Raw genomic sequence first — 16,512 nt, 5'->3', positions numbered from 1 at the left:
AGTATAGTTTCATGTGAACAAAGGAGGAGAGCGGCATGAGAACATTAGTGATCAGTGACATCCACGGCTGTATAGAAGAATTCAACCTGCTGCTCCGCCGCGCTGACTATAACCCCTCCAGGGATCAGCTGATTCTGCTGGGTGATTATGTGGACAGAGGGCCGGACAGCAGAGCGGTCGTAGAGGAGGTGAAGCGGTTTGCCGAAGATGAGGGGGTGATTGTGCTGCGGGGCAATCATGATCAGATGGCCTGCGATGCGCTGGCGGGAGAGGATGATAAGCGGGATACCCACTGGATTACGAACGGGGGATTCCATACCCTGCTGAGCTATTGCGGTGGCCGGGACTCGGTCCTGCTGCACCCGGATTCAGGCTGGAAGGACTACATGGAAATGAAGCGGTTCATGCGTTCAGAGTATAAGGAGCATCTGGATTTCCTGGGCTCGCTGCCCTTCTATTATGAGACGGAGACCCATCTGTTCGTCCATGCGGGAATTGATCCTGCTCTGGACGATTGGCGGAGCCAGCGGGAGTATGATTTTATCTGGATTCGCGAGCCATTCTACAATCATCCTGTAACTTCAACCAAGAAGACAGTCGTATTCGGCCATACCTCTACGGTAGATCTGCAGGACGGGGCAGGCGTGTGGTTCAGTCCGCTGGGCGACAAAATCGGCATCGACGGCGGCTGTGTATACGGGGAACAGCTGAACTGCCTGGAGATCAGCGATGCAGGATATAAGACCTATGCGGTGCGGCTGGGTGAACGGGAGTAGCGGCAGCGGCAGAGCAGACGGGTGAAATCCAGATTCTGATTGGTTATAATTGGGATATCATATCCAAGAGTTCAGGAGGAAGCGATGTCGAGTTCACTTTTAACCAAGCATGCTTTAGCCCGGTCCCTCAAAAAGCTGATGCTCACCACCCCCCTCAACAAAATCACGATCCAGCAGCTGACCGCAGATTGCGGGGTGACCCGGCATACCTTTTATAATCATTTTCAGGATATCTATGAGCTGCTGGGCTGGATCTACCAATTAGAGGTTATCGAAGGACTGGACCAGTACTGCTGTACTGCCGGCTGGAAGCAGGGATTCCTAAGTGTGCTGCGCTATACAGTGAATAACAAAACCATGTGCCTGAATACCTTCCATTCGCTGGGGCGCGAGCATCTGGAGACGTTCCTCTACGGGGTCATCTATCGCGTAATGATCCGGGTGGTGGAGGAGCTGGACGAGCGGGATGAGACGGGCCGAGCGCTTATTACAGAGCAGGTGAGAAGGCAGGCGCGGCTGGATTTTGCCGATTTCTATACGCTGGCGATTCTCGAACAGATGATTCATTGGCTTAGAGCCGGGGCCAGCTCTGATCCCGCAGGAATTGTCGACAAAGTGGCGCGGATTATGGACGGCAGCATCGCCCGGGGGCTTGCGCATTACTGGTCTGCCTCCGTTCCGGCTGAGCAATGACACAATCCGCCCGGGATGTGTAATCCCTGTACAGAAGCATCAAGGTGTCCATCGTATTCATGGCTCACGGCGGATATAGTGAGAGCTGTTAGCAGGCACTTATCTCCTGATCAAGGAAGGAAGAGGACACATGGGTACATATCAGCGAATTCATCCACGGGTACAGGAAGGCATCGCTTCGCGTAAGGCATATCTGGTTGGAGGCGGGATCGGCTCCTTGTCGGCGGCGGCATTCCTGATCCGTGACGGGCATATGCCCGGCCGGAATATTCATATTCTGGAGCAGTCGGCGGTATACGGCGGTTCGATGGACGGGGCGGGCAATGCCAAGGACGGCTACAGCGCCCGCGGCGGACGCGAGATTGAGGAGCATTTCGAGTGCTTCATGGAGCTGTTCGGCTTCATTCCATCGCTGACCAACCCGGACCGCACGGTGCTGGATGAATTCCGCGAGCTGAATCTGGCCGAACCGATCGAATCTCATTGCCGTCTGGTGGAGAAGCAAGGGACCCCCGCCGACTTTTCCACGCTTGGCCTCACTACCGCACATTCCCTGCAGCTTGGCAAGCTGGCGCTGGCTACCGAAGAGAGACTGGGAGCGGTGACGATTGAACAGTTTTTTGACCCCAGCTTTCTGGAGACGAACTTCTGGTACTTCTGGCGTTCGATGTTCGCTTTCGAGAATTGGCACAGCGTCGTTGAGGTGAAGCGTTATATGGAGCGGTTCATGCATCTGATCTCGGGGATGAACCAGCTGAAGGGCATTCTGCATACCGAATACAACCAGTTCGACTCGCTGATTCTGCCGCTGATGAAGTGGCTGGAGGGGGAGGGCGTCCATTTTGACAAAAGCCATCAGGTCACGGATCTCACACTGGAGCTGGCCGGAGGCGAGCAGGCGGTCACTGCGATAGAGCTGCTGGTGAACGGTACGCCTAAGCGCATCGCCGTTGGACGCGGGGATCTGGTCATGGTCACGAACGGCTCGATGACGGAGAATTCAACTCTTGGGGATCTCGATCATGCGGCTGTGCTGAACCGCTCTGTGACGGAGCGCGGCTGCTGGAGCCTGTGGGAGAAGCTTGCCGTGAAGTCCCCGGATTTCGGCCGGCCTGAGGTGTTCTGCGGCGATATTGATAAGTCGAAGTGGCTGTCCTTCACGATTACGTTGACCGATGACGAGATTGTCTTCCCCCATCTGCTGGAGCTGACCGGTGATGCTCCCGGGATGGGCGGTGTGGTCACGATTAAGGATTCAAGCTGGATGATGTCCTGGACCGCGCCGAAGCAGCCGCATTTCATTAACCAGCCGGAGAACGTGAAGGTCCTCTGGGCATATGGGCTGTTCCCGGATGCAGCAGGCGACTATATTCATAAAAAAATGAGCGACTGCACCGGACGAGAGCTCCTGGAGGAACTGTGCTACCATATGGGCCTCGCGGACCGTATTCCCGAGATTCTGGAGCATACTGTGAACGTCATCCCCTGCATGATGCCTTATATTACTGCACAATTCATGCCGCGTGTTGCCGGCGACCGCCCGCAGGTTGTGCCCAAGGGCAGCGTGAATCTGGCCTTCCTCGGCCAGTTCGCCGAAGTCCCGGACGACTGCGTCTTCACGGTGGAGTATTCGATCCGTTCCGCGATGATGGCGGTGTATAAGCTGTTGCAGCTGGAAAAGGAAGTGATCCCCGTTCATCCCAGTAAATACGATGTCCGGGTTCTGCTGACGGCCGTCCGCACCTGTCTCGGCAACAAGCCGCTGCCGCCGGACAAGACGCTCGGCGAGCTCCTGGCGGGAACGGTCATCTCCAAGTTGATCTAACCGCCAGGTTTCGACATGATTCGCCCGCAGAATATGCTACATTTAACAAAACTATTCTGCGGAGGTACCCTGATGAAGAAAATATTTAGCCGGATCGCACTAGGACTGCTGCTCTTGACGATTGCCGCCATTGTCCTCTGCTTCTATTTCAACCAGTTCACCTATGCCTATGCACTGATTGTAGTGCTGCTGATTGTATTCGGTGCAATGGGCCAGCTCTACAGGCTGAAGAGTGACGAGTACATGTATGCTAAGGTGAACCGGAGAGAGGAATACGAGGATTACACGAGGTAACAGCAGCGATAGATCCGCATACGAATTAGGCAGTTTGCTGCGTGAATCCAGGTCCTACCGTTAGCAGCTGCACAAGGTCAGCTCATGCTTCAGGCTCATCCTTTCGGGGATGAATCCTGAAGGATGGGCTGTCTTTATTTTTTGTCCATTGCCAAACCAGGAGGTGTCCTTTACAATATTATAATGATAATGAGAATCAATTTCATAAGAAACAGGTGACATTCATGAATCAACAGGCAGTGTCCGGGAGCGGGGTTGACCGGAAGCCGGAGCCGCTGAAGCTGCGGTCCCGCCCTTTGGCGGCAACCTTGATCCTGATCGGCGGATTGATTGCGCTGGCGTTGGGGCTCGCCGTCTCCGTCTCGTTTGGGGCAGCGGATATTAAGCTTTCGGTGGTATGGACAGCAATTTTTCATTTCAATCCGGATATCACTGATCATCAGATTATCCGGGAGCTCAGGCTGCCCCGGGTGCTGGGCGGAATGATGGTCGGCGCCAGCTTCGCTGTAGCAGGGGCGCTTATGCAGGGGATGACCCGCAATCCGTTGGCGGATTCGGGACTTATGGGTATTAATGCGGGAGCCGGCTTTGCGCTGGCGGTCTGCTTTGCTTTTTTTCCGGCAGTACCGTTCATGTATCTGATTCTCTATTCCTTCCTCGGGGCAGGGGCCGGAGCAGGAATCGTCTACGGGATAGGCTCCATGGCCAAAGGAGGGCTGACCCCGGCGCGTCTGGTATTGGCCGGCGCGGCCCTCAGTGCACTGCTTACGGCGATGAGTGAAGGCATTGCGCTCTATTTCCGGATTGGACAAGACCTGGCCTTCTGGTATGCCGGCGGTCTGGCCGGAACGAAATGGGTCCAGCTGCAGGTGATGTCTCCTTGGATCATTGCCACTATCCTGGGGGCGGTGGCTCTCTCCCGGTCGATTACGATGCTCAGTCTCGGGGAAGATGTCGCCAGAGGGCTGGGGCAACGCACGGGGCTGGTGAAGCTGGCGGGAACGCTGATGGTCCTGATTCTGGCCGGAGCCTCCGTTGCCGTCGTTGGAGCCGTGGGATTCGTCGGCCTCATTATTCCTCATCTGACGCGTTACCTCGTAGGGGTAGATTACCGGTGGATTATTCCCTGCTCGGCGGTGCTGGGTGCGCTGCTGGTGGTCGCGGCTGATCTGACGGCCCGGATGGTTAATCCGCCGCATGAGACACCGGTAGGTGCGGTTATTGCGCTGATCGGAGTGCCGTTCTTCCTGTATCTGGCCCGCAAAGAAAGGAGGGAGCTGTGAAGATGCAGAGTGTGAAGAACCTGTCCTCTGAAGAGGCCAGACTCCGCAAGGGGCTGACCGTGATAAGTATATTGGCCGTTCTGATCGTGGTTATGTTCATTATAAGTATGAATACAGGGTACATAAGGCTGACCCCGCTGGAGCTGCTTCATACGCTCCTTGGCTGGGGAACGGATAAGCAGGAGCTGATTCTATTCCAGTTCCGGCTTCCGCGGATTGTCATCTCGCTTCTGATTGGTGCAGCGCTGGCTGTGTCCGGCGCAGTGATGCAGGGGGTGTTCCGCAATGATCTGGCTGACCCGGGTATTCTCGGCATTAATGCCGGAGCCGGGCTGATGGTGATGCTGATGGTCTCGTTCTATCCGACGACCTCAGCCGCTCCGGTCTATCTGCTGCCTGTCATAGCTTTTGCCGGGGCGGCAGGGACGGCTGCGTTAATCTACAGCCTGGCCTACAAACGGCATGAGGGGATTGCCCCGATTCGTCTGCTGCTGACCGGTGTCGCGGTCGCGGCAGGAATGAGCGCAGCGATGATTGTGCTGACCCTGCGCCTCGACCCGGAGAAATACCAGTTCGTCGCTACCTGGCTCGCAGGCAGCATCTGGGGCACAAGCTGGAAGTTCGTACTGACTCTGCTTCCCTGGGTGGTCATTCTCCTGCCTTACGTCTTCTATAAGGCAAGGGTGATGAATGTGCTTCATCTGGGAGAGCAGACGGCAACCGGGCTCGGCGCAGATGTGAAGCGGGAGCAGTACAGGCTGCTGGCAGCGGCAGTCGGGCTTGCCGCCTCGAGTGTGGCAGTCAGCGGCGGCATCGGCTTCGTCGGGCTGGTCGGCCCGCATCTGGCCAGACGTCTGGTCGGGCCGAAGCATCAGCTGATGCTTCCGGCCTCCGCGCTGCTGGGTTCGCTGCTCGTCATTGCAGCGGACACGATCGGCCGCTGGATTCTGCAGCCGTCGGAGATTCCGACCGGTATTGTAGTGGCGGTGATCGGTGCTCCATACTTCCTGTATCTGCTGGCCCGTGCCAAATCCTAAACACTTCAAATACAACCAGACCTTGGAGGGATAATAATGAACGACTCACTGGAATTATACGATGTCACAATTATTGGCGGGGGTCCCGCAGGGATGTATACAGCCTTTTACAGCGGAATGCGGGATCTGAAGACGAAGCTGATCGAAGCGAAGGAGGAGCTGGGCGGAAGAATGCTGATCTACCCGGAGAAAATGATCTGGGATGTCGGCGGTGTCACCCCGATCCTCTGCCGCCAGTTAATCGACCAGCTGGCCGAGCAGGCGCGGACGTTCGATCCTACAATTGTCTTCGGGCAGCAGATTATTCATCAGGCCCGGCAGGAGGACGGGACGTATATTCTGACCTCTTCAACCGGAGAGCAGCACTGGACCCGGACCATTATTCTGACGATCGGCTACGGTATTCTGCAGATGGCGAAGCTGGAGATTGAGGGTGCTGACCGCTATGAGGTGACGAATCTGCACTATACCGTGCAGGAGCTGGAGCCCTTCCGGGGCAAGCGGGTCCTGATCTCGGGCGGCGGCAATTCAGCCGTGGACTGGGCGAATGAGCTGGAAGGGATTGCCTCAAGCGTCACCGTTGTACACCGCCGGGATCAGTTCGGCGGGCATGAGAAGAACATTGTCCGTATGAAGGAATCCTCGGTTGAGGTGCGTACACCTTATGCGGTTAGCCAGCTGCACAGCAGCAACGGCGAAATGATCGACCAGGTGACCATCAGCCATGTGGAGTCCGGCGAGCAGGAGAAGTTTGAGGTGGATGCCGTCATCGTGAACCACGGGCTCAAGAGTGATTTCGGCCCGCTTAAGGACTGGGGCCTGGATATGGGTGAATGGTGCGCGAATGTCAGCGGCAGGCTGGAGACAAATCTGCCGGGCGTGTTCGCTGCCGGTGATTTCGTGGATTATGAGAGCAAGGTCCGGCTGATTGCCGGAACCTTCACCGATGCGGTGCTGGCGCTTAACAGCGCGAAGCTCTATATTGACCCGCAGGCAGAGAAGGTCGCTTACGTCTCATCGCATAATGAACGCTTCAAGGAGAAGAACAAGGCGCTGGGCGTCACTGACGACCACTAATCCGTTCATATCAACCATATCAACCTCCTATAAGCTGCACCCCACGGATTTTCCGTGCGGGGGCAGCTTGTTTGCCGTTAAGGCGCCAAAGCGGAAGAGTCCCTCAGAGCCTGCCTGCCGGGTGCATACGGCAGGGTCAAGCTGCCAGATGCTGCATAAAATCAGGGGGCCGGGCAAATAGTAACAGTCAGGAGGTGCTGATATGGATAAGACTAATAAGTCTAATAAGGCTAAACCGCCTGCTACGCCTGCGTCTGCTACGCCGGTCTCCAGGAAACTCGATGAGAATATCCGCCAGATTCAAGCCAGACTGGGGAATAGCCCGGATCTGGTCATTCGCACCTATGAGTTAATTCATAGAAACGGGCGGGTCGCGGCGATCTATATGTCGGGGATTACCGACAAAGACATGGTAGAGCACTTCATCAGCCATGTGATGTCCTTTCAGACGGGGCATGACGGCGAGCTCCTGGCCGGAACTCCGCAGGAGGTCTATACCTATATCAAAGAGCATGCCCTGAGCATCGGCAAGGAGAAGCTGGTCAGCGATATCAACGGTCTGCTGGAAGCTCTGCTGTCGGGCGACACCATTATGCTGGTGGACGGCCAGGAGAAAGGCGTCAGCGGCAGCACCAGCGGAGGAGAGGCCAGAGCGGTTACCGAGGCGGGAACCCAGGTCGCCATCCGCGGCTCGAAGGAGAGCTTCACGGAGACCCTCAGCACGAATATCGCCCTGGTCCGCAAGATCATCAAGAACCCCGATCTGTGGACTGAAACCATGAAGCTGGGAGATCTCACGCACACCGATGTTACGCTCATGTACATGCGCGGTGTTGCAGACGAACATACCATTCAGGTCTTCAAAGACAAGCTTCATAGCATTAAGGTCGATTCCATTCTGGAATCGGGCTACATTGAGCAGATCGTTGAAGACAATAAGTATTCCCCGTTCCCTACACTGTTTAATACAGAACGCCCTGACAGCGTGGCGGCTAATCTGCTCGACGGACGGATTGCCATTTTCGTGGACGGGACGCCGTTCGTGCTGATTGCCCCGACTACATTCTTTATGTTCTTTCATACGGTTGAGGATTACTATCAGCGCTATGATATCTCCTCGCTGATCCGTCTGCTGCGGTTCGTGTGCCTTATCATTTCATTGTACGGCCCTGCCATCTTCGTCGCCGCCCTTAATTTCCATCAGGAGATGATTCCCACACCGCTGCTGATTAATCTGGCCTCCCAGCGGGAAGGGGTGCCGTTTCCTGCATTTGTCGAAGCGGTCCTGATGGAGGTGACGTTCGAGATCATCCGCGAAGCGGGGGTCCGTATGCCCTCGCCGATCGGCCAGACCGTATCCATTATCGGAGGTCTGGTGCTCGGGACTGCGGCGGTACAGGCGGGAATCGTCTCTCCCGCGATGGTCATAGTGGTCTCGCTGACCGGGATCTCCAGCTTCGCCACCCCTGCATTCAATATGGCTTTATCCATCCGGATGCTGCGGTTCGTCATTATGGGAGTGGCCGCGTTCATGGGGCTGTACGGCATCGCGATTGTTACCATCATCCTCGTTGCCCATCTGTGCAGCCTGCGCTCCCTCGGTGTACCCTACATGACCCCGATGGGGCCGTTCGTTCCTGAGAACCTGAGGGACACCTTCATCCGTTCTCCCATGAGCTTCATGAAGCTTAGACCGCGCCTGCGCAGGAATGGCGGCAGCTCTGCAGCCTCCTCTAAGGGAACCTCCAAGAGGCAATCCGATGAACGTTAAGCGGCTGCTGCTCATATTGACGTTGATCCCGCTCCTGGGGACACTGCTCGGCGGCTGCTGGAACAGCCGTGAGCTGAATGAGCTGGCGATTGTGAGCGGAATCGGCATCGATCTGTTGCCTGAGACGGATGAATACAAGGTGACGTTCCAGCTGGTGAATCCCTCTTCGACGTCGACCAGCACATCCCCGGGCAGCGGGAAGCCTGCCGTTGTCGTCGTATCAGCAACAGACAAAACCATGTTTGGCGCTTTGCGGCGGGCATCCAAGAATGTGACGCGTCAGCTTTTCTTCGCCCATACTCAGCTTATTGTTCTGGGGGAGAGTCTGGCACGGAGCGGAATTAACGATGTCTTCGATATCTTCGAGCGCTCCCATGAGCTGAGGCTGAACTCGGCCATCCTGGTCGCCCGCGGGAGTGACGCGGCATCCGTCCTGAGGCTGCTTACAGCAGTGGAGAGTATTCCATCCCTGGGCTTGGTCAAAAAGACGCAGAATACCTCGAGGGTATGGGGGGAGAACCGGACGATCAGCGTCTTCGATGTCATTAACGGAATCACAGGGGAAGGGGACGTGACGATCAACGCGGTGAAGATCAAAGGCAATGTGGAAGAGGGCATGAAGAGCAGCAATCTGGAGCAGTCGGAGACCCCGACCAAGACGATTATGAACGGGCTGGGAGTCTTCCGTCAGGGTAAGCTGCTGTATTGGATGAAGGATTCGGAAGCGCGCGGAACGGAGTGGCTGCTGGATAAGATGGAGGAGACTGTAATTAATATCGATGCCCCGAACCGAAAAGATTCGATCGCCGTCAACATCCTCTATTCCAGAACCACGGTAAAGACAACGGTGGAGGACGGAATTCCGGTCTTTCACGTGACGATTGCCGAAGAGGGCAGCGTCAATGAAACCGACAGCTTCGTGGACCTCAGCCAGCGGGAGGAGATCGTCAAGCTGGAGAAGGAGCTGGCGATGCGGACGGGGGAGGAAGTGAAGCAGGCTTTCCGGAGAGGGCAGGAGCTGCAGAGCGATGTTTTCAATTTCGGCAATGAACTCAAGCGGAAGAATCCACAGGCCTGGGCACAGTTTGACGGGGACTGGGGACAGATCTTCGCGCGGGGGCGGCTGGAGCTTCGTGTGGAGGCCTACATCCGCAGCACAGGCATGAGCCTGAAACCGTATATCCCTGAAGGTAAATAATCGGCTTAGATGCAGAAATAAGGTGAATTCTATGTTGAAAAAAGAAGCGTTCAGCCCGAGCCAGCTGCTGTCCATGTTCGTTCTGTTCGAGCTGGGAACAGCGGTGCTGGTCCCGATCGGCCTGGAGAGCGGACATGCGGTCTGGCTGTCTGTTCTGTTTGCGCTTCCCGGCGGAATCCTGCTCTATCTGGTGTTCGCCCAGCTCTATCTCCAGTTCCCGGATCAGATCATCAGCGGCTATGCGCGTAAGATTCTGGGCAAGTGGCTGGGCTGGCCGCTGGGTCTGCTGTTTCTCCCGGTGCTGCTGTATAACGGCTCCAGAAATCTGCGGGAGGCAGGCGATCTGCTGATTACGGCATCCTATGACAAGACTCCGATCCTGATCATTAACTCCATTATGATTGTGGCTGTAATGTATATTCTGAACAAGGGGATTGAGGTGTTCGCCAGAACAGCGGAAATTTTCTTTTGGATTACCATAATTATGGGCTGTATATGTATCATTGCCGTTATTGCTGCTGGCCTGGTGGAATACAGAAATCTGTTTCCGCTTCATATGAGCGATTACAAGGAGGCTCTGAAATCGGCTTATCCTAACATCTGGATCTTCCCCTACGGTGAGCTGATGTGCTTCACGACCATCCTTCCGCAATTTAACCAGCCGCGTAAGGTGAGAAAAGCCGGAGTCACGGCAATCATCCTCAGCGCCTGTCTGCTCAGCTTCACCCATGCCATTGAGATGGCTGTTCTGGGAGAAAATCTGTATGGGCGGGTCACCTTTCCGATGTTTACCACCATTACAATGGTGAATATTGCTAACTTCATCCAGCGTCTGGACGCGTTGGTCATGCTTACGCTGATTATCGGGGTATTCTTCAAGCTGACCGTTTACTGTTATGCTGCTGTGGCCGTAGCCGCCGATCTGTTCCATATCCGGGATTCGCGCAAGCTGGTTAATCCGGCAGGGGTTATTATGCTGTTCAGCTCCTTCGTCAGCGCGCAGAATTACTCGGAGCATATGAAGGACGGGAAGGCTTTTCTGGAGACGATTCTGCCGGTGTTCTGTGCGGTGATTCCGATTCTGCTGCTGGTGATCCATGTCATCCGCCGCAAATTCGGCCTGTACCGGAGGGAAGGCTGACTACGCCCGTTTCCGGTTACGGCCGCCTGGCTTGCGGCTCGCAGCATGAATGAACACCTGAATGAACGGAACAAGCAGGAAGATGGTGATGCATATCGATTCCTGCAGGGTCGTCGTCGCAAAGAGCGTGGACAGGGAATGGATGGAAGAGGGAAGGCTGATTCCGGCGATAACATCAATAATAATGATCAGACTTAGAGTCATCACAGCGAACAGGGCATAGATGCCGATTATCTTCATAGGGCTTACTCCTTCTTGCACCGCTGCGGATTTGCCGGTGCCGGCCGGCGGGCTACAGATATTATCTCCAATGGGAGGCGGAGTTAACACACGAAGGCCACCCGCTCTGTTTAGCAGGGTTGACAAGCAGGGTATTGTTGTAAGGAAAGGGGCGGGAAGGCCATGACGACGTGGAATCTGCAAGGAACAGTCAGCCATCTGCTGATCTGTAACGGAAGCGACTGCAAGAAGCATAAGGGGGAAGAGGTAGCGGAAGCTATAGAGGCAGAGATTGAGAAGCAGGGAGCGGACAGCCTGATTCATACAACTGTGACCCGCTGCAACGGAAGATGCTCGGATGCCTGTGTAGTGATCTGTTATCCGGAAGGCGTATGGTATAGGGATATGACGCCCAAAACAGCCAAAAGCCTGGTGCGCAAGGTGCTGAAGGGAGAGCAGCTGGAGGAGCATCTGCTCTACACCTATGATGACGGCCTCCAGGCGGCAATCCCGAAGGGTGCCAAAGGCAAGAAGAAGAAGTGATGTGTAAGCACTGCACAGCCTGCTGACGGCGTAAATCCGCCGGCGGGCTGTTTATTTTTGCCAAAGGGGGCCTTACAATAGATAGAAAACCTGGAGAGGGGGAAAAGGAATGTTTGTAAGTTTCGGGCCGGAGGATGATGTGCTGCACAGCAAGCCGTTCACAGAAGAAGAGGTGGAATATAATCTGATTCATCTGATCGCGGGGGATCAGGAATCCATGCGGCTGAAGACGGAGGAGGATGACCTGATCTTCGCCCATACCGCCGGGCGTAACTCATGGTTATGGTTATCACCGGAGCTGGCTGAAGAGAGGCGCCGTTCCCTTGTCGGAGAGCTGGCGGAAATGCTGGTGGACCGCGGATTGCCGGGGGTTACCGGAACGCCGGAAACGGGGAGACTGTTCGCCGAGGCGTATGGCAAGCTTACCGGAAAGTCCTATCGTGTGGGGATGAGAATGGAGGCCTATCACTGCCCGCAGGTGCAGATGCCGCATGGTGTCAGCGGAAGTCTGGTGCAGGCGGAAGCGGGGGATATCCCCCTGGTTGCCGGGTATTTGGCCGGATTCGCGGAGGATGCATTTGGTATCCGGCGGGCGCCGGAGGAATTCACCGGGAATTCGGAAGCGTGTATAGAGTCAGGCAGGCTCTATCTTTGGATGGATCAGGGGCAGCCTGTCTCAATGGCCAATCTGGCCCACCAGTCCCGGCGGCATATGCGGATGAATGAGGTATTCACTCCCCGTGAATTCCGCAAACGGGGGTATGCTAGCGCGGCGGTGGCTGAGCTGTGCTCGCAGCTGCTGGATAAGGGCATTACTCCAATGCTCTATGCCGACGCCGCGAACCCGGATTCCAATAAGGTCTATCAGGCAGTTGGCTTCAAACGGACGGGGAGCGTTGCGGATTTGCGCTTTGATTAAGCAGATCGTTAGATATGCTGCTGGAGCTGCTACTATTTCAGAGGGGGAGTCAGAGGATGCTGCAAGGTAAGAAATTCATAGTGACCGGTGCCGCTTCAGGCATCGGCAAGGCCATAGTGAAGCTTGGCCTGCAGGAGGGTGCAGAGGTAATCGGCTGCGATCTGGATGCACAGCGCCTGGAGGCACTGAAGGCTGAGGCGGATTCCGCAAGGCTCTTCACCTGCAAGGTGGACGTCAGCCAATACAGCGAAGTAGAAGCGTTCTTCGCATACATAGCACAAGAACATGCGGATACGGGCGGGCTGGTTAACAATGCGGGAATCTACCTGGGCCGCAATCTGCTGGATTATACGCCGGAAGAGATTGACAAGGTTCTTGATATTAATATCAAGGGCTATGTCTACCTCTCGCAGGGGTTCGGGCGAATGCTGCTGGCGCAGAAGCGCCAGGGGGTGATCGTCAACATGTCCTCCGTCTCCGGCCAGGAAGGCAGCTCCGATGCGGTGTACGGGTTAAGCAAAGCTGCGGTTCTGGGACTAACCAAGAGCTGCGCCATGAACTTTGCACCCTATGTCCGGGTCAATGCCGTCGCTCCGACGATGACGTCCACCCCGATGATGGCGCATATCCCCGCCTGGAGACAGCAGGAATATCTGGAGCATCAGTTAACGCCGGAGCCGCTGCTGGCGGAGGATATTGCAAATACTGTAGCTTTTCTGCTGAGCGGTCAATCAAGGGCTTACACCGGAGCAACCTTTGATATCAACAACGGCTGTTATTTGCGCTGAACCGGTGCACACAGGATGTGATTTGACTTGCAGCCACCGGGTTACTATGCTTAATAGATAGTGCAAATAATCACACTACGAATCGAACAAGTTGCAGCAGGGGGGCGGCAGTCTATGGATAGACGTCAGGTATGGCCGGATAAATTCAAGAAATTTTTTCTGAACAACAAATTTGTGGTGTGGCTGTTAATCGTCCTGCTGATCGGGCTGACCATTCTGGTATTCTCCAAAATTCCGTTTATATTCAAGCCGTTGTCTGTACTGCTTCATACGGTGGCCGCGCCGCTACTGCTCTCAGGCATTGCTTATTATCTGCTCAACCCGCTGGTGGACCGGCTGGAGAAGCGCAGCCGGGTGAAGCGGGCTTACGGGATTGTTATTCTGTACCTGATCATTATCGGCATTATTACGCTGATTCTGCTGACCGTGATCCCGCTCATCCGCACCCAGCTAATGGGGCTGATCGATAATTTTCCCAAGTACAGCAAGCAGATTCAAGATGAATTCTTCCAGCTCACCGGGGGCGAGCTGTTCAGCAAGCTTCAGGCCAGCATCGGCACCGATCTGAGTGACATCACCAGCAAAGTGACGACCTGGGCCACCGCCTTCCTGAATAATGCAGCTACGGGCGTGGGGAACTTCGTGGGAACCCTGACGGAGATTGTGCTGGCACTGGTCACTACACCGTTCATTCTGTTCTATCTGCTGCGCGACGGCAAGCGGCTGCCCGATTATCTCATGAGATTCATCCCTACGGCGCTGCGGCCGCAGACCCGTATGGTCATGCAGGAAATGAACAGCCAGGTGGCTTCATACATCCGTGGACAGATCATCGTCAGCTGCTGTATCGGCGCATTGCTCTATATCGGTTACCTGATTATCGGGCTGGAATACTCCCTGGTCCTGGCCATTGTTGCCGCATGTACCGCCGTGGTCCCTTATCTGGGTCCGGCGATAGCGATTACGCCTGCGCTGATTGTGGCGCTGGTCACCTCGCCGTTCATGCTGCTGAAGATGATCATTGTCTGGACGGCGGTCCAACTGATCGAAGGGAAGTTCATTTCGCCGCAGATCATGGGCAAGTCGCTGAAGATTCACCCGATTACGATTATATTTGTCATTATATTTGCCGGGAAAATGTTCGGTGTGCTCGGAATCATCCTTGCGGTTCCGGGATATGCCGTGCTGAAGGTGGTAGTGACCCACATCTTCCAGTGGTTCCGCTTCCGCTCCGGGCTCTACAAGGTGATTGAAGAGAAGACTGAGGAATAAAGTGAAAAGGATGAGTGCAATGACAGGACTACTGGTGGATACAGCTTATGGGCAGCTGAAAGGGGAACAGGGAAGCGGGGTGAAGGTCTGGCGCGGCATTCCGTTCGCCAGCCCTCCAGTAGGAGAGCTGCGCTTCCGCGCGCCGGTGCCGCCGCAGTCCTGGAGCGGGGTGCGGGAGGCGTTAGGCTTCGGGCCGGTCAGCCTGCAGCCGGTGAGCACCAGCAGTACGCGCTTCGGAGGCACCAGTCCGGTCTATGATGAAGACTGCCTGTATCTGAATGTCTGGTCTCCGGCAGCTTCACCTTCGGCTGCGCTGCCGGTCATGGTATGGATTCACGGCGGTACCTTCGTGACCGGGGCAGGCAGCCAGCCGATGTTCGACGGCACCCGGATGGCGGAAGCCGGGGATGTCGTGGTCGTCACGGTGAATTACCGGCTCGGACCGCTCGGCTTCCTGCATCTGTCGCCGCTGGGCGGGGGACTGGGCAGCAATCTGGGCCTGCTGGATCAGATTGCTGCCCTGGAATGGGTGCAGCAGAACATCGCTGCCTTCGGTGGCGATCCGGCGCGGGTCACGGTGTTCGGCGAGTCGGCCGGGAGCATGAGCATTGCCGCACTGCTGGTGATGCCCGCGGCGAAGGGACTCTTCGCCCGGGCCATTATGGAGAGCGGTGCGGCGCAGACGCTGAGCGCACAGCAGGGCGAGCAGATTGCCGCCGCCTTCCTGGCAGAGCTTGGCCTTCAGCCCGGCGGCGATACCGGGCTGCTGCACACGCTGCCGGCGGACCGCATCATGCAGGCGGCGGGCCGGATGGCGTATAAGCTGTCGGGCGACTCCATGAGCATGTACTTCCAGCCGGTGGTGGAGCCGTCCACCCTGCCGCTGGAGCCGGCACAGGCCATAGCCGGCGGGGCGGCCAGCGGGATTCCGCTGCTGATCGGAACGAATCTGCATGAAGGCAATCTGTTCTTCCGGGAGGGGCAGAGGGCCGATAATTTCGAGGAATCGCTCAAAGCGCTGGAGCAGCTGATGGGGGTGGACGACCTCTCCGCACTGACTGCGGATTATACCCGCTCTTGGGAAGGACAGGCGGAGGTGCTGACGGACTTGTTCTTCTGGGCCAGCTCCATCGCCTTCGCCGAGAAGCAGTGTGAGCACGCGCCTGTCTGGATGTACCGGTTCGACTGGACAGTTCCCGGCCATCCGCTGCTGGAGAAGGCGATTCACGGTGCGGAGATTCTGTATGTATTCAACAATCTGCCGCTGCTGAAGCAGTATGGCCTGAGCGTGACGCCGGACATGATCCGGGTGGCTGAAGCGATGCAGAGAACGTGGACCGCCTTCGCCCATCAGGGCGATCCGGCGCTCCCGGAGCTGGCCTGGCCGCAGTACACCCGGGAGAAACGGGCTACCATGGTGTTCGACCGGACCACCCGTGTGGTGGAGGACCCGGACGGGGCGAAGCGCGGGCGGATCTTTGAGCATTATGCGGGATAAATAATAGCAGCCCTCGCCGGAGAAGACCTCCGGGAGGGCTGCATTTGTGTGCGGGCGGAACGTAAGTGGGAAACCGAATACACTGGGTGGCGGCGTGGGTAGGCGGCGGAATGTAATCGAAAAACCGAAGCGGCCTATGTTGAAATCCTGCACGAAATGCAACAACTCCAGCGCTAAC

General features: G+C 56.3%; 16 protein-coding genes. 15 read left to right on the top strand and 1 reads right to left on the bottom strand.

Going from position 1 to position 16,512, the window contains the following annotated elements:
• Positions 1 to 35 precede the first annotated feature (35 nt).
• The 10 genes from K1558_RS04090 to K1558_RS04045 all read left to right on the top strand — a co-directional run bounded on the left by K1558_RS04090 (position 36) and on the right by K1558_RS04045 (position 11,095).
• The gene (locus tag K1558_RS04090; RefSeq protein ID WP_238650122.1) at positions 36 to 776 is read left to right on the top strand and encodes a metallophosphoesterase family protein; all 741 of its coding nucleotides are present in this window, start codon (positions 36 to 38) and stop codon (positions 774 to 776) included.
• An 84-nt stretch (positions 777 to 860) separates the two neighbouring features.
• The gene (locus K1558_RS04085) at positions 861 to 1,469 is read left to right on the top strand and encodes a TetR/AcrR family transcriptional regulator C-terminal domain-containing protein (RefSeq protein WP_238650121.1); all 609 of its coding nucleotides are present in this window, start codon (positions 861 to 863) and stop codon (positions 1,467 to 1,469) included.
• A gap of 130 nt (positions 1,470 to 1,599) precedes the next feature.
• Positions 1,600 to 3,294 carry an oleate hydratase gene (locus K1558_RS04080; protein ID WP_238650120.1) on the top strand — a complete coding sequence of 565 codons (1,695 nt, stop codon included), beginning with the start codon at positions 1,600 to 1,602 and terminating at the stop codon, positions 3,292 to 3,294.
• A 72-nt stretch (positions 3,295 to 3,366) separates the two neighbouring features.
• Complete coding sequence (locus tag K1558_RS04075; protein WP_238650119.1) at positions 3,367 to 3,588, top strand: hypothetical protein; 222 nt, start codon at positions 3,367 to 3,369, stop codon at positions 3,586 to 3,588.
• Between the two features lie 224 nt (positions 3,589 to 3,812).
• Entirely contained in the window at positions 3,813 to 4,871 is a 1,059-nt protein-coding gene (locus tag K1558_RS04070; protein WP_238650118.1) for a FecCD family ABC transporter permease, read from the top strand.
• 2 nt (positions 4,872 to 4,873) lie between these two features.
• Positions 4,874 to 5,908: a FecCD family ABC transporter permease gene (locus K1558_RS04065; RefSeq protein WP_238650486.1), complete on the top strand. Its 1,035-nt coding sequence runs from the start codon at positions 4,874 to 4,876 to the stop codon at positions 5,906 to 5,908.
• A 36-nt stretch (positions 5,909 to 5,944) separates the two neighbouring features.
• A complete protein-coding gene (locus K1558_RS04060) occupies positions 5,945 to 6,985 on the top strand; it encodes an NAD(P)/FAD-dependent oxidoreductase (protein WP_238650117.1) in 1,041 nt (346 codons plus the stop codon).
• A 202-nt stretch (positions 6,986 to 7,187) separates the two neighbouring features.
• Positions 7,188 to 8,756, top strand: a complete 1,569-nt coding sequence (locus K1558_RS04055) for a spore germination protein (RefSeq protein WP_238650116.1) — start codon at positions 7,188 to 7,190, stop codon at positions 8,754 to 8,756.
• Positions 8,746 to 9,954 carry a Ger(x)C family spore germination protein gene (locus K1558_RS04050; RefSeq protein ID WP_238650115.1) on the top strand — a complete coding sequence of 403 codons (1,209 nt, stop codon included), beginning with the start codon at positions 8,746 to 8,748 and terminating at the stop codon, positions 9,952 to 9,954. Before K1558_RS04055 ends, K1558_RS04050 begins: the two co-directional genes overlap by 11 nt.
• Positions 9,955 to 9,985: 31 nt before the next feature.
• Entirely contained in the window at positions 9,986 to 11,095 is a 1,110-nt protein-coding gene (locus K1558_RS04045) for a GerAB/ArcD/ProY family transporter (RefSeq protein WP_238650114.1), read from the top strand.
• Here K1558_RS04045 and K1558_RS04040 read toward each other — a convergent pair whose 3' ends face one another.
• On the bottom strand, positions 11,096 to 11,335 hold the full coding sequence (locus K1558_RS04040; RefSeq protein WP_238650113.1) for a YczF family membrane protein: 240 nt from the start codon (positions 11,333 to 11,335) through the stop codon (positions 11,096 to 11,098).
• A gap of 162 nt (positions 11,336 to 11,497) precedes the next feature.
• Here K1558_RS04040 and K1558_RS04035 point away from each other — a divergent pair, with 162 nt between their 5' ends.
• The 5 genes from K1558_RS04035 (at position 11,498) to K1558_RS04015 (ending at position 16,334) form a co-directional block, all read left to right on the top strand.
• Positions 11,498 to 11,857 (top strand): (2Fe-2S) ferredoxin domain-containing protein, encoded by a 360-nt coding sequence (locus K1558_RS04035; protein ID WP_238650112.1) that lies wholly within the window; start codon positions 11,498 to 11,500, stop codon positions 11,855 to 11,857.
• A gap of 109 nt (positions 11,858 to 11,966) precedes the next feature.
• Positions 11,967 to 12,776, top strand: coding sequence for a GNAT family N-acetyltransferase (locus K1558_RS04030; protein ID WP_238650111.1), 810 nt, complete (start codon positions 11,967 to 11,969; stop codon positions 12,774 to 12,776).
• A 56-nt stretch (positions 12,777 to 12,832) separates the two neighbouring features.
• Positions 12,833 to 13,564: an SDR family NAD(P)-dependent oxidoreductase gene (locus K1558_RS04025; RefSeq protein ID WP_238650110.1), complete on the top strand. Its 732-nt coding sequence runs from the start codon at positions 12,833 to 12,835 to the stop codon at positions 13,562 to 13,564.
• 114 nt (positions 13,565 to 13,678) lie between these two features.
• On the top strand, positions 13,679 to 14,836 hold the full coding sequence (locus K1558_RS04020; protein ID WP_238650109.1) for an AI-2E family transporter: 1,158 nt from the start codon (positions 13,679 to 13,681) through the stop codon (positions 14,834 to 14,836).
• A gap of 19 nt (positions 14,837 to 14,855) precedes the next feature.
• Complete coding sequence (locus K1558_RS04015) at positions 14,856 to 16,334, top strand: carboxylesterase/lipase family protein (RefSeq protein ID WP_238650108.1); 1,479 nt, start codon at positions 14,856 to 14,858, stop codon at positions 16,332 to 16,334.
• The last annotated feature ends 178 nt before the right edge of the window (positions 16,335 to 16,512 follow it).

The organism is Paenibacillus piscarius (assembly GCF_022234545.1).
In the GTDB taxonomy this organism is placed as follows: Bacteria; Bacillota; Bacilli; order Paenibacillales; family Paenibacillaceae; genus Paenibacillus_AQ; species Paenibacillus_AQ piscarius.
Note: the sequence above shows the minus strand (reverse complement) of the source record. Positions and strands in the feature narration are given on the sequence as shown.

Excerpts from the sequence above, each read along its gene's own strand:
- K1558_RS04040 (WP_238650113.1), bottom strand. The coding sequence starts at position 11,335 with ATGAAGATAATCGGCATCTATGCCCTGTTCGCTGTGATGACTCTAAGT.
- K1558_RS04050 (WP_238650115.1), top strand. The coding sequence starts at position 8,746 with ATGAACGTTAAGCGGCTGCTGCTCATATTGACGTTGATCCCGCTCCTG.
- K1558_RS04025 (WP_238650110.1), top strand. The coding sequence starts at position 12,833 with ATGCTGCAAGGTAAGAAATTCATAGTGACCGGTGCCGCTTCAGGCATC.
- K1558_RS04090 (WP_238650122.1), top strand. The coding sequence starts at position 36 with ATGAGAACATTAGTGATCAGTGACATCCACGGCTGTATAGAAGAATTC.
- K1558_RS04085 (WP_238650121.1), top strand. The coding sequence starts at position 861 with ATGTCGAGTTCACTTTTAACCAAGCATGCTTTAGCCCGGTCCCTCAAA.
- K1558_RS04080 (WP_238650120.1), top strand. The coding sequence starts at position 1,600 with ATGGGTACATATCAGCGAATTCATCCACGGGTACAGGAAGGCATCGCT.
- K1558_RS04020 (WP_238650109.1), top strand. The coding sequence starts at position 13,679 with ATGGATAGACGTCAGGTATGGCCGGATAAATTCAAGAAATTTTTTCTG.
- K1558_RS04035 (WP_238650112.1), top strand. The coding sequence starts at position 11,498 with ATGACGACGTGGAATCTGCAAGGAACAGTCAGCCATCTGCTGATCTGT.
- K1558_RS04065 (WP_238650486.1), top strand. The coding sequence starts at position 4,874 with ATGCAGAGTGTGAAGAACCTGTCCTCTGAAGAGGCCAGACTCCGCAAG.
- K1558_RS04070 (WP_238650118.1), top strand. The coding sequence starts at position 3,813 with ATGAATCAACAGGCAGTGTCCGGGAGCGGGGTTGACCGGAAGCCGGAG.
- K1558_RS04055 (WP_238650116.1), top strand. The coding sequence starts at position 7,188 with ATGGATAAGACTAATAAGTCTAATAAGGCTAAACCGCCTGCTACGCCT.
- K1558_RS04045 (WP_238650114.1), top strand. The coding sequence starts at position 9,986 with ATGTTGAAAAAAGAAGCGTTCAGCCCGAGCCAGCTGCTGTCCATGTTC.
- K1558_RS04030 (WP_238650111.1), top strand. The coding sequence starts at position 11,967 with ATGTTTGTAAGTTTCGGGCCGGAGGATGATGTGCTGCACAGCAAGCCG.
- K1558_RS04075 (WP_238650119.1), top strand. The coding sequence starts at position 3,367 with ATGAAGAAAATATTTAGCCGGATCGCACTAGGACTGCTGCTCTTGACG.
- K1558_RS04015 (WP_238650108.1), top strand. The coding sequence starts at position 14,856 with ATGACAGGACTACTGGTGGATACAGCTTATGGGCAGCTGAAAGGGGAA.
- K1558_RS04060 (WP_238650117.1), top strand. The coding sequence starts at position 5,945 with ATGAACGACTCACTGGAATTATACGATGTCACAATTATTGGCGGGGGT.